At 58.4% G+C, this 16,433-nt stretch carries 12 protein-coding genes and 1 pseudogene; 7 read left to right on the top strand and 6 right to left on the bottom strand.

The features are described 5' to 3' along the window. Positions 1-447 (top strand): NusA-like transcription termination signal-binding factor, encoded by a 447-nt coding sequence (locus ACFKSJ_RS11985; RefSeq protein WP_440950032.1) that lies wholly within the window; start codon positions 1-3, stop codon positions 445-447. Between the two features lie 91 nt (positions 448-538). Continuing rightward, positions 539-1,537, top strand: a complete 999-nt coding sequence (cas1, locus tag ACFKSJ_RS11980) for a CRISPR-associated endonuclease Cas1 (RefSeq protein WP_440950031.1) — start codon at positions 539-541, stop codon at positions 1,535-1,537. Here cas1 and ACFKSJ_RS11975 read toward each other — a convergent pair. Together ACFKSJ_RS11975 and ACFKSJ_RS11970 are read right to left on the bottom strand one after the other, a co-directional pair. Next, positions 1,518-1,793, bottom strand: coding sequence for an acylphosphatase (locus ACFKSJ_RS11975; protein ID WP_440950030.1), 276 nt, complete (start codon positions 1,791-1,793; stop codon positions 1,518-1,520). The genes cas1 and ACFKSJ_RS11975 overlap by 20 nt on opposite strands. Beyond that, positions 1,790-5,359 carry a hypothetical protein gene (locus ACFKSJ_RS11970; protein WP_440950029.1) on the bottom strand — a complete coding sequence of 1,190 codons (3,570 nt, stop codon included), beginning with the start codon at positions 5,357-5,359 and terminating at the stop codon, positions 1,790-1,792. Before ACFKSJ_RS11970 ends, ACFKSJ_RS11975 begins: the two co-directional genes overlap by 4 nt. A 232-nt stretch (positions 5,360-5,591) precedes the next feature. Here ACFKSJ_RS11970 and ACFKSJ_RS11965 point away from each other — a divergent pair, with 232 nt between their 5' ends. Further along, entirely contained in the window at positions 5,592-6,770 is a 1,179-nt protein-coding gene (locus ACFKSJ_RS11965; RefSeq protein WP_440950028.1) for a sugar phosphate nucleotidyltransferase, read from the top strand. Between the two features lie 36 nt (positions 6,771-6,806). Here the strand turns inward: ACFKSJ_RS11965 and ACFKSJ_RS11960 are convergent, their stop codons facing one another. Beyond that, on the bottom strand, positions 6,807-7,592 hold the full coding sequence (locus ACFKSJ_RS11960) for a CBS pair associated ParBc domain-containing protein (RefSeq protein WP_440950027.1): 786 nt from the start codon (positions 7,590-7,592) through the stop codon (positions 6,807-6,809). Positions 7,593-7,671: 79 nt separating this feature from the next. Next, complete coding sequence (locus ACFKSJ_RS11955) at positions 7,672-8,565, bottom strand: A/G-specific adenine glycosylase (protein WP_440950026.1); 894 nt, start codon at positions 8,563-8,565, stop codon at positions 7,672-7,674. Positions 8,566-8,623: 58 nt separating this feature from the next. Between ACFKSJ_RS11955 and ACFKSJ_RS11950 the strand changes: the two are divergent. The 3 genes and pseudogenes from ACFKSJ_RS11950 to ACFKSJ_RS11940 all read left to right on the top strand — a co-directional run bounded on the left by ACFKSJ_RS11950 (position 8,624) and on the right by ACFKSJ_RS11940 (position 11,645). Next, a pseudogene (locus ACFKSJ_RS11950) lies at positions 8,624-9,240 on the top strand (hypothetical protein). Beyond that, positions 9,237-9,521: a hypothetical protein gene (locus ACFKSJ_RS11945; protein ID WP_440950025.1), complete on the top strand. Its 285-nt coding sequence runs from the start codon at positions 9,237-9,239 to the stop codon at positions 9,519-9,521. The pseudogene ACFKSJ_RS11950 and the gene ACFKSJ_RS11945 overlap by 4 nt, the downstream one beginning before the upstream one ends. Before the next feature lie 27 nt (positions 9,522-9,548). Further along, positions 9,549-11,645: a thioredoxin domain-containing protein gene (locus ACFKSJ_RS11940; RefSeq protein ID WP_440950024.1), complete on the top strand. Its 2,097-nt coding sequence runs from the start codon at positions 9,549-9,551 to the stop codon at positions 11,643-11,645. 244 nt (positions 11,646-11,889) lie between these two features. Here ACFKSJ_RS11940 and ACFKSJ_RS11935 read toward each other — a convergent pair whose 3' ends face one another. Together ACFKSJ_RS11935 and ACFKSJ_RS11930 are read right to left on the bottom strand one after the other, a co-directional pair. Beyond that, positions 11,890-13,347 (bottom strand): catalase, encoded by a 1,458-nt coding sequence (locus ACFKSJ_RS11935; RefSeq protein ID WP_440950023.1) that lies wholly within the window; start codon positions 13,345-13,347, stop codon positions 11,890-11,892. A gap of 759 nt (positions 13,348-14,106) precedes the next feature. After that, positions 14,107-15,174: an acyltransferase family protein gene (locus ACFKSJ_RS11930; protein ID WP_440950022.1), complete on the bottom strand. Its 1,068-nt coding sequence runs from the start codon at positions 15,172-15,174 to the stop codon at positions 14,107-14,109. 408 nt (positions 15,175-15,582) lie between these two features. Here ACFKSJ_RS11930 and ACFKSJ_RS11925 point away from each other — a divergent pair, with 408 nt between their 5' ends. Then, positions 15,583-16,428: an ABC transporter permease gene (locus ACFKSJ_RS11925; RefSeq protein WP_440950021.1), complete on the top strand. Its 846-nt coding sequence runs from the start codon at positions 15,583-15,585 to the stop codon at positions 16,426-16,428. Positions 16,429-16,433 lie beyond the last annotated feature (5 nt).

The raw sequence follows: 16,433 nt of genomic DNA, 5'->3' as shown, positions 1-16,433 counted from the left end.
ATGGCAGAAGTTCTGTTAACCGAGGACTGTATGCGCCTGATCTCACAGTTCGAGAGCCTGACTGGTGCAGGCAGCCGCGACTGTGTGATCGATGATCGAAACGAGCGGATCATCTACGTGATCAACCCCGGCGAGATGGGGCTTGCAATCGGCAAGAAAGGGGCCAGCATCAAGAAGGCCTCCGACGTGATGGGCAAGCGGATTGAGGTTGTCGAGTACTCCGACGACCCCGAACAGTTCATCAAGAACTGCTTCCTCCCCGCCCAGGTCGTCTCGGTAGAATTCGAGGAGAGCGAAGAGGGGCCGATCGCCCATGTCGAGGTCAGAGAAGAGGACCGCGGGATCGCGATCGGAAAGGAAGGCAAGAACATCTTCAAGGCGAAGCGCCTCTCCCAGCGGCAGCATGATATTGCCGATGTCCAGCTCGAACAGAGCGAGACCAACTAATCCTTTTTTCCGATAATCCGACGATCATCGTCACCGATCGATCTGTTATTTATGAGTGCATCCAAAGAGATACATCAGGTGTATGCCAACGGTGTCCCAAAGATCCTGCAATAAGCTCCCCTGGCTCGTCGTGTCAGGCTACGGTGCCCATATCAAGTCCACCCCTCGTACTCTGACCGTTCAGAAGAACGGAACCATAACGGAGTACCCAATCGGAGAGGTGCACCACCTGCTGGTGGTGGGCGGGCATACGATCCATTCGGCCGTGCTTCAGCATATGCAGAAGGCAGGGAACTGGGTCTCGTTCTTCGCAGCCGACGGCACCCCAGTCGGCCTCCTGAAACCCCCCGGCGACATGGTCGACGAGCAGGTCCGCACCATCCAACAGCAGGCCCCGGCCCACAATTACGCGCTCGGAATCACCAGGGCTGCGCTCGCACGGAGGTTGCAGGTGATCGGAGAGACGAGCGTGGTCACCGGGGAGAGCCCGCTCTACCAGGGGGAGCTGGAGGTGCTGCAGGATGCGCGGCAGGAGCTCGAATACCTGGTCACCCTCGATGAGATACGCCGGCTCCACCGGCTGGCCACCGACATGTATTACGAGATCATGGCCCGCACGATCCCCAAAGGAACCGGTTTTCGGCGGCGGACAGCCAGGCCGTACATGGACCCGGTGAACGCGATGCTCTCACTCTCGTATGGAGTGCTCTCCGGAGTCTGTGCCGTCCACCTGGCCGGAGCCCACCTCAATGCCGATATCGGACTCCTTCATCAGGGTGATAGAGCACTGATACGGGACATAGCAGAACTCTTCAAACCGCAGATGGTCGATCAGCCCGTCTTCGCCCTCGTTCGGCAGGGCATCGCTTCCAGCGACTACGAGGTCGGGGAGAGCCGATGCACCCTCTCGGATGCTCTGATCAGACGCGTGCTACAGCAACTGCAGACCTCGATTGGAGAGGTAGCGATCGGCAGGCAGGTGGAGGTGCTCTCTGATGCACTGGTCAATGGTCGCGAATTCCGGATCCTCGATCCTGCAGAATTTTTTCCCCGCATCCCCCTAAAAAGCGTTAAAAAAGGCCACGTCTGATTGAAAAGTCCGGGTACTCGGCCGCTTCGATCTCCCTCACCCTAATGTCCCGTATGATCGCACGAGGGCAGCTGTACAGCATCGATATGAACTTCTCCAGGATCACCGGCTCTGTCACCGCATAGACCCGGACCCTGCCATCGGTCAGGTTCATCACTTCGCCACAGATGATCAGGGACTCGGCGATCCTCCTGACACAGGCTCGGAATCCAACAGACTGGACACGGCCAGTTATCAGGATCTCAACGCCCGTCACAGGCGGAGCTCCTGCATCACCCTGATCACCATCGCCAGTTCATCAAAGACCTGGTCACGCTGTTTGAACTCCCGGATGTTGGTCGCCGCCTCGCCGGCCATATCCATCACGTCCCCTGACCGAGCCTCATCGCCGGCTGCAAAGGTCCGCAGTGCAATCTCCCCGAGCACGTAGACCCTCCTTGAGAGCGGGCGGATGATCCCCGCAGCCGTGATCGCGGCCTGGAGCATCTTCTCTGCCATGTTCTCCTGTCCTGCTTCGCGGGCACTGACATAGAGATCGGTATAGAGCCGGGCCTGCAGTGCCCGGTCAGAGAGAGTGTGGAGCACCCGCTCAAGCGAGACGATCATTCCCTTCGTGAACTCCCCTGAGAGAATCTTCCGCCTCGCCTCCAGTACGTTGGTGGAGATCAGATCCCGCGGGGGAGACTCGAACTCAAGGTTCATCTTCCGGAGGACTTCAGTCCGGATATCATCGTCCTCGATCGAACGTGCCACCGCCACGGCCCTTTCTCGGTACGCCGGATCAGGTCTCCGGGCCGAGATCATCAGCAGTTTCTGAACCACAGCCTTCTTCACCACCGATACGATGAATGGGATGTTGATCTCCTGCAGTGCCGCCTCCGCCCTTCCCAGGAAGAGGTCCGCATAGGTATACTCACCTGAAGACTCAGCGATCGGCACCACATCTAAGAGAGCGATTGCCCGTTCGTACGGTGAAACGATCGTCTGGATCGACGCTGCTACCGCACGAAGGATATCCCGGCACTTCACCGGGTCATGCCTGACCATATTCGATATCGCGATCAGGGCCTCAATATAATCCTCAGGGGTCCGGATATCAGAGACGATCTGCATCGCCCGGGTGATATTCTCCGGGTTCTGATTTGTACTGTTGAGCGAAACGATCGAGAGGACCAGCTGCACACGCACCAGTGAGTCCTTCTCAGGCTCGACCAACGGGAGTAGATCTATTGCTTCCCCAAGACAGGCATACGCCTGCTCCTCATCGGACCGGACGAGCAGCGTGGCCACCTCAGCCAGCAACAGCACCCGCTGGTAAGCCGATGAGATGGCCTCGGTCAGAGAACGGACATTCGTTAAGATCTCACCGGCCCGCCCGGTCTTTCCGTTCTGCAGGTATAGATCCGCCAGCGTGCACATCCCGGAGAGTCGAGTATAGACGTCCCGAATCTGCTCGTTCAGATTGTAGGCAAGATCCAGGATCAGCTCTGAACTGCCGGCCTGGTCCAGCCGCATCAGCAGGTACGAGAGGATCTCATACGAATCGGTGGAGTCGAGCAGCTCGATGATCTCACGGAGCCCTGAGGCGATACGGGTGATCATCGCGTCCCGCTCGTATAGGTTCTCTATCTCCAGCGAGAAGATCGTCAGCGGAACAAAGAAGTTCATATTGGTAGATCGATCGGCGTACTGCAGGATGATATCAATCGAACTGGCAATCTTTAAGGAGATCTGTTGTTTCTGCTGGTACTGCTTGAGCAGCGAGAGCGCCTGCCGGAACGGGCGTATCTCCTGAACAAAGTCAGAAGAGTCGCTGATCGCCCCGGTCTCCTCCAGCGTCAGGCAGCCGACCCTGATGTAGTTCTCGATGATCCGCTCCATCAGGACCTGACGGAGCGACGGATCATCGATCGTCTCAAGGATCTGGGTCGCCTCGTCCAGCGCATACGGGGCCTTCTCGATCAGCGCGTACCGAATCATCCCCTGAATGATCTTTCCGATCGCAGAGACCGCATATTCCTTGTCCAGCAGCGAGGTGGACCAGACCTTCATCCTTCGAAGGAGATCAAGATCTGATTGCTTGACGGCGAGGAGCGAAGCTGCCTCGATCACATTGAAGAGCGCCTCCGAACGAGTATGCTGCCCCTCAATGTTGATGGAGAGACCGATCGCCCGCTGCAGGAAATCCCGGCTGCTCTGCTCGACCCCGATGCTCGTCAGGTTCTTGATGATCGTCGAGACCGCACGCTCCCGCAGGGTCAGGTCGGTGATCCCCTCGGCGAAGTCGATCAGAATCCCGGGGTCCTGCGAGGTCAGGAACCCATGCTCGATCAGGATCCTGATGCAGTCACAGACCAGGTGATCGCTCCGCGGATGCAGATTGGCCAGGGCCTTGATCGCAGCACTGTGCTCGGTCAGCACTCCGAACGGATGGTCCTTGCAGAGTTCGTAGACAGCCCGGTAGATTGCAATCTCTGCATGGGACGGCTCCATCTTGGTGAGCACCTTTCCAGAGAGAAGGTCCACCTCATCGCGGATCACTCCCTCCTTCAGCAGCCTGACAACGGAGTCATCGATCTGAGGGCGATACGGATAATCGATCGGAAAGACTCTTCCAAAGACCGCAATGGCACTGTAGAACTCCCCGATTCGGAGCAGTGTGTTGGTGAAGTGGAGGTAGGTGTGCAGCCCGGTGGACCGGTCATAGAGTTTGTCGACCAGGTCGATGATGGCCATCAGGAACTGTGCGTCCCCGGTCTTCTCAGCGATCACGATCCCTGAGTGAATGATCTCCTTGAGCGGGACCTGAGCGGGGTCGACGATCCGACCGTTGAACTCGAGCGCCTTACGGATATACCAGAGGTCAGCGGTCAACTCAGCCTTCTTTAAGAGCCTGATAACCAGGTACCGGCGTGATCCCGGGATCTCCCGTTCCAGCGAGATCAGCGTCGAGTAGAGCTGGGACTTGTCCCTCACCCGCTCGAGCAGTTCCTGGATCAGACACTCGAGAATCTCGGTCTGGCGGTTGAGCGGGAGATCTGCAAACGACCCTACAAAACTCCGGATGTCAGCGATGTTCCGACCGAGCGGGGACCGCCAGGTGATATCGATGATACCAAGCGTACAGTTGATCCGGCGGATCTTCTGCAGGATCGTCGAGGCGCTCCTGATCGCATCGATAATGATCGGGAGATCACGCTGTGCCACTCCGATCGCAACCATCGCCGTCACAATCTCACAGTGAAGGTCTGCCCGCTCAGAGACGTCCCCGATCTCCTGCACCAGGTCGAGCGCAGTCTGATGGAACCTGATGTCCCGTGTCTCGATCCCCCAGGCGATCAGGGAGGGGACAATTTCGATCAACAGCGCCGATCGGTACTTCCGGAAGCTGATATGGGCGAGGAGGCCCATCCCCTCTTCGATCAGCACCGGGTTCTTCGCCCGCACCCCCTCCTGCACCAGGGCCCTGGTCACTGATGAGAGGACCTTGGACTGGTGACTCTTCCGGTCGAGCCGGCCAGAGAGGCTGATGATCGCGCCGATCCACTGCTGGTTGGCGGTGCTGATGTACTGGTCGACCATCCGATGGACCAGGGACTCGATCTCTTCACGTGACAATTCCATCAGGGAGGAGAAGAGTTCAGGCTCGTCCCGCAGAAATCCGGCCTCTTCAAGGCGGGTGTTCACTGCCTGGATCAGTTCAGCCCGTTCCTTTCTCTTTGCGACAGACTCGATCTCCATCAGAGCTTCGGCCATCGAAGGATAATCCCTCCGCTCTATCGCCCCTTCGATCTTTTGTTGGAGAACGGATATTGAAGACATCGACACCAATCAATAACTTTATACTTCATTATTATATATCCCAAGCCATATTAAAATTTTATCATTTTTTATTTGCGACATTTTGACCCAAAAACGGATGCATGCAGAAAATTCACTGCATATTTTGATTTTCTCCAAAAAATTCAGGAGGTTATCAGGACAGGGTCCTCCCCTGGGCCCGGAGAGATCCCCTCTGAACACCATTAAACGTCATGAGCATCTACATGTGAGCATGAAGGTCTGTATCATGTGCGGAGGAGAGGGAACCCGTCTCCGTCCACTCACGTTCGAGCGTCCAAAGCCATGCATACCCATCGTCAACCGGCCCTCGATACAGCACCTCGTCTCACACCTATCCAACCTCGGCTTCAACGAGGTGGTGATCACCCTCGGGTATATGGGGTCGTCTATAGAGCAGGCACTCGGCGACGGTTCCCTCTACGGCGTGGACATCACCTATGTCCATGAGAAGGTGAAGATGGGGACTGCGGGGAGCGTGAAGAACGCCCAGCAGTACCTGGACGGGCAACCGTTCCTGGTGGTCGGCGGGGATCATGTCACCGATCTGAACGTGCTCGAGTTCTACCGCGAACACAGGCGTGGCAACCATATCGCCACCATCGGGCTGATCAGCATCGATGATCCCTCAGAGTACGGGATCGCTGAGATCGATGTCAACTATGAGATCAAGCGGTTCAAAGAGAAGCCGGCACCAGGCGAGATCTTCAGCAACCTGGCCTCGACCGGGATGTACATCTTCAACCCCGAGGTCTTCGACCACATCCCTGCCGGCACCAAGTATGACTTCGCCCGCGACCTCTTCCCTGCCCTGATGAACGAGGGACATGTCCTCAAGGGCTGGCTTGCCCGGGGCAACTGGACCGACGTCGGGAGTCCCATCTCTTTGCGGGTCGCTGAGCGGTGGAAACTGCAGGAGATGTCGGCCACCAACATCAGTGGCAACCTGGCGATGAAAGGAGCCCACGTCCTCGGGCCGGTCCAGCTTGGGGACTCGATCTCGCTCGGCTCCAACACCCGGGTGATCGGGCCGGTGGCGATTGGGGCCGGGACGATCATCGAGAAGGATGTGCTGATCGGCCCGTATACCTCGATCGGCGAGGACTGCCATATCAAGGCGAATGCCAAGATCTTCTCCTCTTCGCTGTACAACCGGATCGTCGTCGGGAAGAACAGCACGGTCAGCGGTTCGATCATCGATAACGACACCGTGATCCGGGAGGATTGCAGCATTGAGAACGACACCGTCATCGGCCCGCGGGTGATGATCCAGCGGGGGGTCGTGATCCACTCCAAGACCAGGCTCTGGCCGGAGACCGTCATCCCCGAAGGGACGGTCGTCAAGGAGCATGTGCTGAATAAAAAGTTTGATCCCAGATGTGAAGGGTCCTGAAGCGTCCAAAAAAAACAATTGGCCCAGAATGGGCCTTTATACTCTTTTTACAAGTCGGTGGGTAAGGGCCACCAGGGGATGGCGGGCATAGTCGAGCACCTGGATATCATCGAGCGTCTCCAGATGCATCGACCGGGCCGTCCGCTCCATTCCAAGCTCGATATCTTCGGTGAACTCGATGATATAGGCGTCCAGCGTCAGCAGCCCGAGCCTCTTCGCCGCGATGGCCCGGTGGTGACCGTCGACGAGGATGTTCCTGCCCGGCCGGCTGACGACGATCAGCGGCTCTGCAAGCCCTTTTCTGATCTCGTACATCCTTCCTTCCAGCTCGTCCTCATAGATCTTGGACTGCGTCGGAAGGAGCCCCTCGATCGGGACCGAACCCCGGCGGAGCGTCGGCTCGATCCCATACAGCTTCTTCAGGGTCGTGATGAAGTTGAAGACCTTCTCAGGGGAGACATGCTCGATCTGCGAGCGGATCACGTCCGAGTTCGAGACGATCCCGACCAGGTGGTTCTTCTCGTCCACCACAGGGAGCTTCTGGATTCCTGACCGGAAGATAACCCGGGCCGCATCGTTGATGCTCATATCCGGGTCGGCGACGATCAGATGACTGGACATCACCTCTCTGACCTGCGTGGACGGGTGGGCGAAGAGGAGATCCCTGGCTGCGATGTACCCGACCACCTCGCCGTTGTCGACCACCGGGAACCCGTCGTGGTTGGTCGTCCGTATCTTCTCAAAGACCTCCCGGACGATCCCCTGTGCATCGACGGTGACGACATCGTAGGTCATATAGTCCTTGACCCGCTTCTTATCCATTACAGTATAATTATGGTCTCATTACTTGAATTGATCGATGTCCCAGGCCGGCACTCCCAGACCTCTCCGATCTGGCTGGTCACGACCGGATCCGGATCATATCCCCCTCGATCTCAAGGAACCCCTCCGCCCTGAGGGACAGGAGTAGCCGGCCCACCCGATTGGGATCCTCCCCGAGTTCACCAATCAGGTGGTCGCTGCTGGCCGGCCCGGTCCCGAGCAGACGGAGGATCCGCCCCCGCACCTGTCGGTCTGACCCTTCGAACCTGGACTGTTTCGTATAATGGGCACTCTTACGGTTGGGGTTCGGATGGTTCGCGGCGATGAAGGTGCCGTAATCCATCAGGGCATAGTACCATTCGCGGGGGTTCTTTCGGTCCAGCGTCCGTTCAACCAGCGGCAGGATCTCCCGATCGGTGACCCCATCCCGATCTGCGCAGAAGCAGTGGATGAAGACCCGCCGGATGTTCGTCTCGATGAAGACAGTCGGGTTGTTGAAGGCGAAGGCAGCGATTGAGGCGGCAGTCGCCTTCCCGATCCCGGGCAGGGTCACGAGGTCAGCGGGATCCTCTCGAAGTAGGCCGCCCCAGTCAGAGGCGACGATGCCGGCCGCCCGATGAAGAGCGACGGCCCGCCGGTTGTACCCGAGTCCCTGCCATTGGTCGAGGACTGCCGAGAGAGGGGCGGCGGCCAGGACCTCAAAGGTCGGGAACGCCTCGATGAACTCCTGGTACTTCTCCTTCACCCGGTTCACCTGCGTCTGCTGGAGCATCACCTCCGATACCAGGATCCTGTACGGGTCCCTCGTCTCCCGCCAGGCCATCGGGCGTCCATGGACGCGGTAGAACGACCAGACCAGCTCAGAGAAGAGCGAAAAGGTCTCCGGGGTCAGCCCAGATGCCGCCAGGGCCTGATGAAACCGCCGGTCCGCCTCGGACTCAGACCCGGTCAGAAGTGCCGTCTGTATCTCCACAGAGAGAGGTTATATCCACTGTGCTATAACACTGGAGATAGATGCAACGGAGGAGTGGATGAGGATCGGATACCCCTGCATCAACAGGACGCTCAGGTGCACCAACCGGACCTTCCGGCTCGCCTCATACTCGGCGGAGCGACTCCTTCATACGATCGCGCTGAACCTCGACTGCCTTGAATCGATCCTCGCCTTCAACCGCTCCCATGGGATCCTCTTCTTCCGGATCACCTCGGACCTGATCCCCTTCGCCTCCCACCCGGTCTGCACCACCGACTGGCCGGGACGGTTCCTGGAGCGGTTCAGGGGGATCGGCCGGTTCATCAGGGATCACAGGATGCGGTCTCGATGCACCTGGATCAGTTCGTGGTGCTGAACACGAAAGACCCCGGTGTGCTCGAACGGAGCATCGGCGAACTCCGGTACCATGCGACGGTGCTGGACCTGCTCGGACTGGACAGTACGGCAAAGAGCCAGGTCCACCTCGGCGAGGTCTACGGAGATAAACCGGCCGCGATCGAGCGGTTCGTCGAGGTCTACCCAACCCTCGACCCGACGATCCGGCGCCGGCTGGTGATCGAGAACGACGACCGACTCTACTCGGTCAGGGACTGCCTGGAGGTGAGTGCAGCCACCGGCGTCCGGTCCTCTTCGACTTCTTCCACCACCAGGTGAACCCCTCACCGGGCGCCCTCCCAGACCTGCTCGACGAGATCGCCCGCACGTGGCTCCTGTCCGACGGGCTGCCGATGGCCGACTACAGCTCCCAGGCAGAAGGGATGCGTCGGGGGAACCACGCTGAAACCCTCGATGTCGACGACTTCCTGCTCCTGCTGGAGGAGACCGGGGGGCGTGACTTCGACCTGATGCTCGAGATCAAGGATAAGGAGCAGAGTGCGCTGACCGCGATCAGAGTGGCCGGCGCTGACCCGCGGCTGATAGCCTCGATAGACTGATATAGCCCGCCCTGCCCATCAGGGTGTATGACCACACCTCCAGAACACCTGGCAGAGACCGCCAACCGGCTGATCGATCAGAAGAGCCCGTACCTGCTGGCCCACGCCCACCAGCCGGTGGCCTGGTTCCCCTGGGGGGAGGAGGCGTTCGCCAGGGCGGCGGCCGAGCAGAAACCGGTCTTCCTCTCGATCGGGTACGCGACCTGCCACTGGTGCCATGTGATGGCCGAGGAGTCGTTCATCGACCAGGAGGTCGCGACCCTGCTCAACGACCACTACATCGCCATCAAGGTGGACCGGGAGGAGCGGCCCGACATCGACCAGATCTACATGACCGTCTGCCAGATGATGACCGGCTCAGGCGGCTGGCCGCTGACGATCATCATGACACCCGACCGCCGGCCGTTCTTCGCCGCCACCTACATCCCAAAGACGAGTCGGTTCGGGGGGGCCGGGATGCTCGAGCTCCTGCCGAAGGTGGCCGAGGTCTGGAGAGAGAAGCCCGGCGACCTGCTCGAGGTCGCCACCCGGGTCGTTGAGGCACTTCACCAGCCCGCCCGGACCGGCACCGGCCCTGAACCGACGGTCGACCTGCTCACCGCAGGCTACCGTGCACTGGCCGCGGCCTTCGACCCGGCCAGGGGAGGGTTCGGGGACGCCCCGAAGTTCCCTGCCCCTCACAACCTTCTCTTTCTCCTGCGGTATTGGAGGCGTTCAGGGGAGCCGGCTGCCCTGGCGATGGTGGAGCAGACCCTGAAAGCGATGCGCAGAGGGGGGATCTATGATCACCTGGCCGGCGGGTTCCACCGGTACTCGACGGACGGTGGCTGGAAGGTCCCGCACTTCGAGAAGATGCTCTACGACCAGGCGATGCTCGTCATCGCCTGCACTGATGCGTTCCTGGCGACCGGAAACGCGGAGTACCGGGAGACCGCGGAGGCGACGATCCGGTACGTGCTGAACAGTCTGTCGACCAGTTCGGGGGGGTTTGCGGCGGCGCAGGACGCGGACAGCGAGGGGGAGGAGGGGAAGTATTACCTCTGGACACTCGAGGAGGTCCGGAAGATCGTGCTCCCGGAGGAGGCGGCCGCACTCACAGCCGCCTATCTGGTGACAGAGCAGGGGAACTTCACCGATCCGTTCCACCCTGGACTGATCGGCAGGAACGTGCTCTACCGGTCTCCTGATGCTCCCCTGCAGGACCCTGACCCCCATCTCGTCACCGCCGAAGCGAAACTTGCAGCGGCCAGAACCGGGCGGGTGCCCCCCCTGACCGACGACAAGGTACTGACCAGCTGGAACGGGCTGATGATCGCGGCGCTGTCCAGGGCAGGCAGGGCCTTCGGGGTGGCAGAGTATATCGACGCAGCCGGCAGGGCCGCCGACTTTCTGCTCGGCACGATGCGAAGCCCTGACGGCCGGCTCCTCCACCGCTCCCGGGATGGCGAGGCAGCGATCAGCGCACAGGCCGAGGACTACGCCGCCCTGATCTGGGGGCTGCTCGATCTCTACCAGGCGACGTTCGCCGTCCGGTACCTGGCCGATGCGGTCGAACTGATGAAGGAGTTTATCGCCCGGACCTGGGACTTGGCAGGGGGCGGATTCTTCTCGGCGGCCGAGGACGCGACCGACCTGATCGTCCGACAGAAGGAGCAGTACGATGGGGCGATACCGTCGGCGAACTCGGTCGCCTTCATGGATCTGCTGCTGCTCGCCCGGCTGACCGGTGAGCCGGCATACGAGGAGCAGGCCGGAACCCTCGGCCGGTTCATGGCTGGGGTGGTGGAGCGGTCGCCACTGATCGCGACCTTCTTCCTCGCCGGCCTGGACTTCGCCCTCGGCCCTGCGCAGGAGGTGGTCGTGGTCGGCGAGGAGGGGGCGGCCGATACCGCGGCGATGATCCGGGCGCTCGCAGAACGGTTCCTGCCGGTGACGACGACCCAGTTCAAGCCGGCCGGCGGCGGGGCCGATCTTGCGGCCGTGGCGCCGTTCACTGAGCTGCTGGGGATGAAGGAGGGGAGGGCCACCGCGTACGTCTGCTCAGGGCAGGCCTGCGCCCCGCCGGCGGTGGAGGTGGAGGCGATGCTGCAGGTACTTGGGGAGGTCGGTAACCTGCACGAATGAAGCGAATCCCGGTCTGGACTAATTCTTTCTTTTGACGGTGACTGCACCACAGGCGTCAGTCAGTGGGCATCATGAAACAGTAGCCCCCCATCTCATAGATCGAGTCAATGACGGCGAATGTCTCCTCCGTGGAGAGCGCTCCGGCTGCTTCATCTTCGCCTGTATCCACGTAACAATGGGCACACTTCAGGGGGCACCGGAGTGATCTTCCACGAGATGATACGGAGCGCACCGGGTGCACCGTTCAAAGATTCAGTCCTTTCTTCACACGTTCCCCGAGTTCTGCATCTGCAGATTTAAAGTTCTCCACCATGCGCTTCTGGATCTCCGACTTCGCATGACCAAGCGAGTCGACAGCATTGTCCACGAGATGGTCCTGATCCTTTTTGGAGAGCGAGCGGTAGCGTTCACCTGCCTGCTGGAAGTCGTTGGTCAGGGCGATCTTCTGACGGACGTGCCCTCCCACGATCGGTCGACCTTCGAAGGTCGGGTCACCGGACTGGTGTGGCTCTCCGCCGCCCAGCGAATTGGGCTCGAAATTGACCGTCCCACTGTGCCCGGCGCCGGACTGCATGAACCCGTCCCGCTGGTTGTTGTTGACCGGCACCTTCGGCTGGTTCACCGGGATCTGAAGGTAATTCGGTCCGAGCCGGTGCCGCTGCGTATCCGCGTACGAGAACAACCGGCCCTGCAGAAGTTTGTCGGCTGACGGTTCAATCCCGGGAACAAGGGAGGCAGGGCAGAATGCCACCTGTTCCACCTCGGCAAAATAATTCAATGGGTTTTTGTCAAGGACCATCTTTCCGACCTTCATGAGAGGATACCGATCCTCCGGCCAGGTCTTCGTAGCATCGAGCGGATCGAAGTCCAGGTTGAACTCATCATCAAACTCCATCAGCTGGACATTGAGTTCGAATTCGACCGTTTTTCCAGAAGCGATCCAGGCAAATAGGTCCCGGGTGGCGACGTCCGGATCCTCACCGGCAAGCCGCGTCGATTCGTGGCGGTCGATGGTCTCGATGCCTGCCGCTGGCTTCCAGTGGTATTTCACATACACGCCCTTGCCCTTCTCATTCACCCAGATGTAGGTGTTCACCCCGAACCCCTCCATCTTCCGAAAGCTCTTCACAGTGCCACGATCCGAGAAGAGCCAGGTGATCATATGGGTGGATTCCGGTGTCAGCGATATGAAGTCCCAGAACCGGCTGTTGGCCGATGAACTGACTGGGATATTGGTGTCCGGCGCTGGTTTGAATGCATGCACCATGTCGGGGAACTTGATCGCATCCCGGATGAAGAAGACCGGCAGGTTATTCCCCACGAGGTCGTAGTTCCCGTCTTCGGTGTAGAACTTCACTGCAAATCCCCGGGGATCCCGTACCGTCTCCGCAGAGCCCCGCGCACCGACGACAGTTGAGAACCGGACAAAGACCGGAGTCTTCTTCTTTTGGTCCTGGAGAAACTTTGCCTTCGTGTACGGTGCCATGCTCTGATACACCTGGAAGTAGCCATGAGCGCCGGCTCCTTTCGCATGTACCACGCGTTCCGGTATCCGCTCCCGGTCAAAATGTGCCAGTTTCTCGATCAGACTGACATCCTGCAGGAGGGTCGGCCCACGTTGTCCGGCAGTGAGGGAGTTCTGGTTATCGGCAACCGGAACCCCCTGGTCTGTTGTTAAGGTTTTTTTGCTCTGATCTGTCATAAGGCCCCCCATGGGGATGTGGGGTGATAAAGATTCCTTTCAGGACACCGGGTCTCTGCCCGGGTTCGCGATTGGTGACCATGCCGTTGAATGCAAAATGCTGGTGACGGAAGATCCGTGCAGAGGAAAGAGCGGATCTCTGGGTGGAGGTGGGGTACTTCTCCAGCCGGCGGGGACGATCGAAATAGTGTCACCACAGGGTGACAGGTCACCGATTCGGATGGTTCAGCCGGTCGATCTGTCCGTTATGAACAGAGATGGCATCCCCAGCGGACTAGACCCATCACAGGTCCGGATGCTCAATGCGGACCGCCCGGAGGTGACGATGGCCGCGGACGGGTCGATGGCGCCGGCAGCGGCGTTCAGGACGATTCCGTCGAGCTCCAGAGGTCACCCGAGGCCTTCATCAGTATCGCCCGCCGGATGGCGACACAGGCGGTCCAATATGAGGCGTGCTACGCGGATGAGAACAATGACGAGAAGGAATAATAGCCCGTGTGTTTCGGTAACCGGGGGCGGATCGAGCTTTCTGGTTTAGGAGGTCGTGTTGATCCAAATGATGCCACCCCACGGACGGTATGAGGTGCGGCCCTCCCTCCATTGGGTTCTCGCTGCACTTGGCGACACCAACCGTGGGGGTTGAGGCGATGCTGCGGGCAATCGAGGGAGGCGGCTCTGATCAGTGAACTTCCCCACCAGGAGAACACAGCCACATCCCGGCCAGATTATCCGATCAAAACGAAGCGCAGAAGGGGGGTTTTAAGATTTCATCCCTAATAAGATTCGTTTTAAGAAAGATGACCGCCTCAATACCCCAAACGAGAGGAGCAGTGATAAAAAGAGGGCGATGAGCCCTGAAGATACAATGTATAAATATCCCTCTCCCAGGCCCAACCTAAGGAATAACTGGTGGCTGACATAGATATCCAGGGTGACTGTACCGAGCCAGCAGATGGGATTGAACACAGAAACGAAACGCTGTATCTTCTCAATTAGGAGGAATGAGAAGATGATCCCGACAAAGGGAATAGTATAATTATATATTTTTATCAAAGCGATCGTCAAGACCCCCCATTTTTCAAGAGTCGGGATCATGGTGATCACATGATGATACTCGTCACTCCAGATCCTCTTCCAGTAGAAGGCGTACAGGGGGAAGAGCGCGGAGAACGAAAAGAGGAGATGGCTCTGTGCAGTGAGCAAATTTCGATATCTGGAGACAAGATATCCTGCAGAAAAAAATAGTAGATGCCATTTTAACAATCCGATTCCACAGGAGCCGACGGGTATCAGGTTAATTATGACGATCGCGAGAGGGATCACCAGGATTCCAAAATACCGTTCATATTTTAACGCAACTGCGATCACGACGAAGTTCAGAAAGAGAACCCACAAAAACCACAATCCCCAATCAGGGTTGATGATCAGACGGAAAATATACTCTCCGAAGTTAATGGGGATGGATAGGTGTGAATGATTCAATGAATCTCTCAGAATCAGGATGCCATATCCGATCAGATACCATGAAGCAAAAGGAACAACCAGTTGCTGAATCTTTCTCTTAAAAAAACTGAGATTCACATTCTCAATGCGATGAAGTGCGAGGAACCCGCTCACAAACATAAACAGAGGCATATGAAAGGAGTAGATGACTGAAAAGACCAGTGAATTGTCAAAATTCGGAAACGCTGATTGGATCGAATGTCCAAAGACGACGAGGAGGATTGCAAACCCTTTCACTCCATCCAGTAAAGCACTCCGACCATTTTTTTGAGTAGCATCCCAAAGAACCGGAGTATCCAGCGGGTTCAAAAAAACCTGTCCCACCAGATCTCTTTCAAAATATCGACCATCGAATCCTGCACCAGAATATTCTCATATTATTTTGCTCTACAGACTCATAATTTCTATTCTTATTACCAGAGACCTCCCGAGCACAAACGACCGGGAGATCCACGCAGATTAGAGTGAGGGGACGATCGAGATCAGAACAATGGCGTCGACAGGGGTTTACGATGAGGATCCCGGTCGATCGGAGCGATCACAGACGACGGATCATACCAGTTCGATCCAATCATCGAGCATTACCAGTGGGGACGAATGGTTCGTAATGAAGCCATGATCACATCCGCATCAACCGCTCGGCGGGAAGACACACCCTTGTGAAGAGAGGAGCCCAACAACCCGTTCCTGCAGGTTTATCTGATCATGTGTCAAAGATTATACCACATTTCTATGACCAGCACCGCCCATCACGAAGAGGAGGTCCCAACCCTGATCATCCGCCCGCCGCGGAAGTGGGTGCCGATCGACTTTCAGGAGATCTGGGCATATCGCGAACTGCTCTACTTCTTCACCTGGCGGGATGTGAAGATCCGGTACAAGCAGACCGGCCTCGGGTTCGCCTGGGCAGTCATCCAACCGCTCTTCACGATGCTCATCTTCTCGTTGATCTTCGGGGCGTTCGCGAAGATCCCGTCCGACGGGATCCCGTACCCGCTCTTCAGCTACGCGGCGCTGCTGCCATGGACGCTCTTCGCCGAAGGGATGACCAGGTCGACGAACAGCATGGTCGCCAATGCGCCCATCATGACCAAGGTCTACTTCCCGCGGCTGCTGATGCCGATCTCAGGGATCATGTCCCCGCTGGTGGACTTCTGCATCGCGTTCTCGATCCTGATCGCAATGATGTTCTACTACGGGTTCGTGCCGACGGTGAACGTGATCTTCCTGCCGGCATTTCTGCTGCTCGCGATAGCGACCTCGCTCGGGGTCGGCCTCTGGCTCTCGGCGCTGAACGTGCAGTACCGGGACTTTCAGTACACGGTGCCGTTCCTGATTCAGATCTGGATGTACGCTTCGCCGGTGGTGTACCCGGCCTCGATGCTGCCGGAGAAGTTCAGGGTGCTGTACGGGCTGAACCCGATGGCCGGCGTGATCGAAGGGTTCCGATGGGCTCTGCTCGGGACGACACCGCCGAGTGCGATGATCCTGGTCTCAGTCGGGGTGGTCGTGGTGGTGCTGGTGTCGGGACTGTTCTACTTCAAGAAGATGGAGCAGTACTTCGCGGATCTGGTGTGAGGATA

The organism is Methanosphaerula subterraneus, assembly GCF_052055875.1.
Lineage (GTDB): Archaea > Halobacteriota > Methanomicrobia > Methanomicrobiales > Methanospirillaceae > Methanosphaerula > Methanosphaerula subterraneus.
Note: the sequence above shows the minus strand (reverse complement) of the source record. Positions and strands in the feature narration are given on the sequence as shown.

What these genes read in the sequence shown, in the direction of transcription:
- ACFKSJ_RS11985 (WP_440950032.1), top strand. Translation starts at nt 1, where the DNA reads ATGGCAGAAGTTCTGTTAACCGAGGACTGTATGCGCCTGATCTCACAG.
- ACFKSJ_RS11970 (WP_440950029.1), bottom strand. Translation starts at nt 5,359, where the DNA reads ATGTCTTCAATATCCGTTCTCCAACAAAAGATCGAAGGGGCGATAGAG.
- ACFKSJ_RS11965 (WP_440950028.1), top strand. Translation starts at nt 5,592, where the DNA reads ATGAAGGTCTGTATCATGTGCGGAGGAGAGGGAACCCGTCTCCGTCCA.
- ACFKSJ_RS11960 (WP_440950027.1), bottom strand. Translation starts at nt 7,592, where the DNA reads ATGGATAAGAAGCGGGTCAAGGACTATATGACCTACGATGTCGTCACC.
- ACFKSJ_RS11940 (WP_440950024.1), top strand. Translation starts at nt 9,549, where the DNA reads ATGACCACACCTCCAGAACACCTGGCAGAGACCGCCAACCGGCTGATC.
- ACFKSJ_RS11935 (WP_440950023.1), bottom strand. Translation starts at nt 13,347, where the DNA reads ATGACAGATCAGAGCAAAAAAACCTTAACAACAGACCAGGGGGTTCCG.
- ACFKSJ_RS11925 (WP_440950021.1), top strand. Translation starts at nt 15,583, where the DNA reads ATGACCAGCACCGCCCATCACGAAGAGGAGGTCCCAACCCTGATCATC.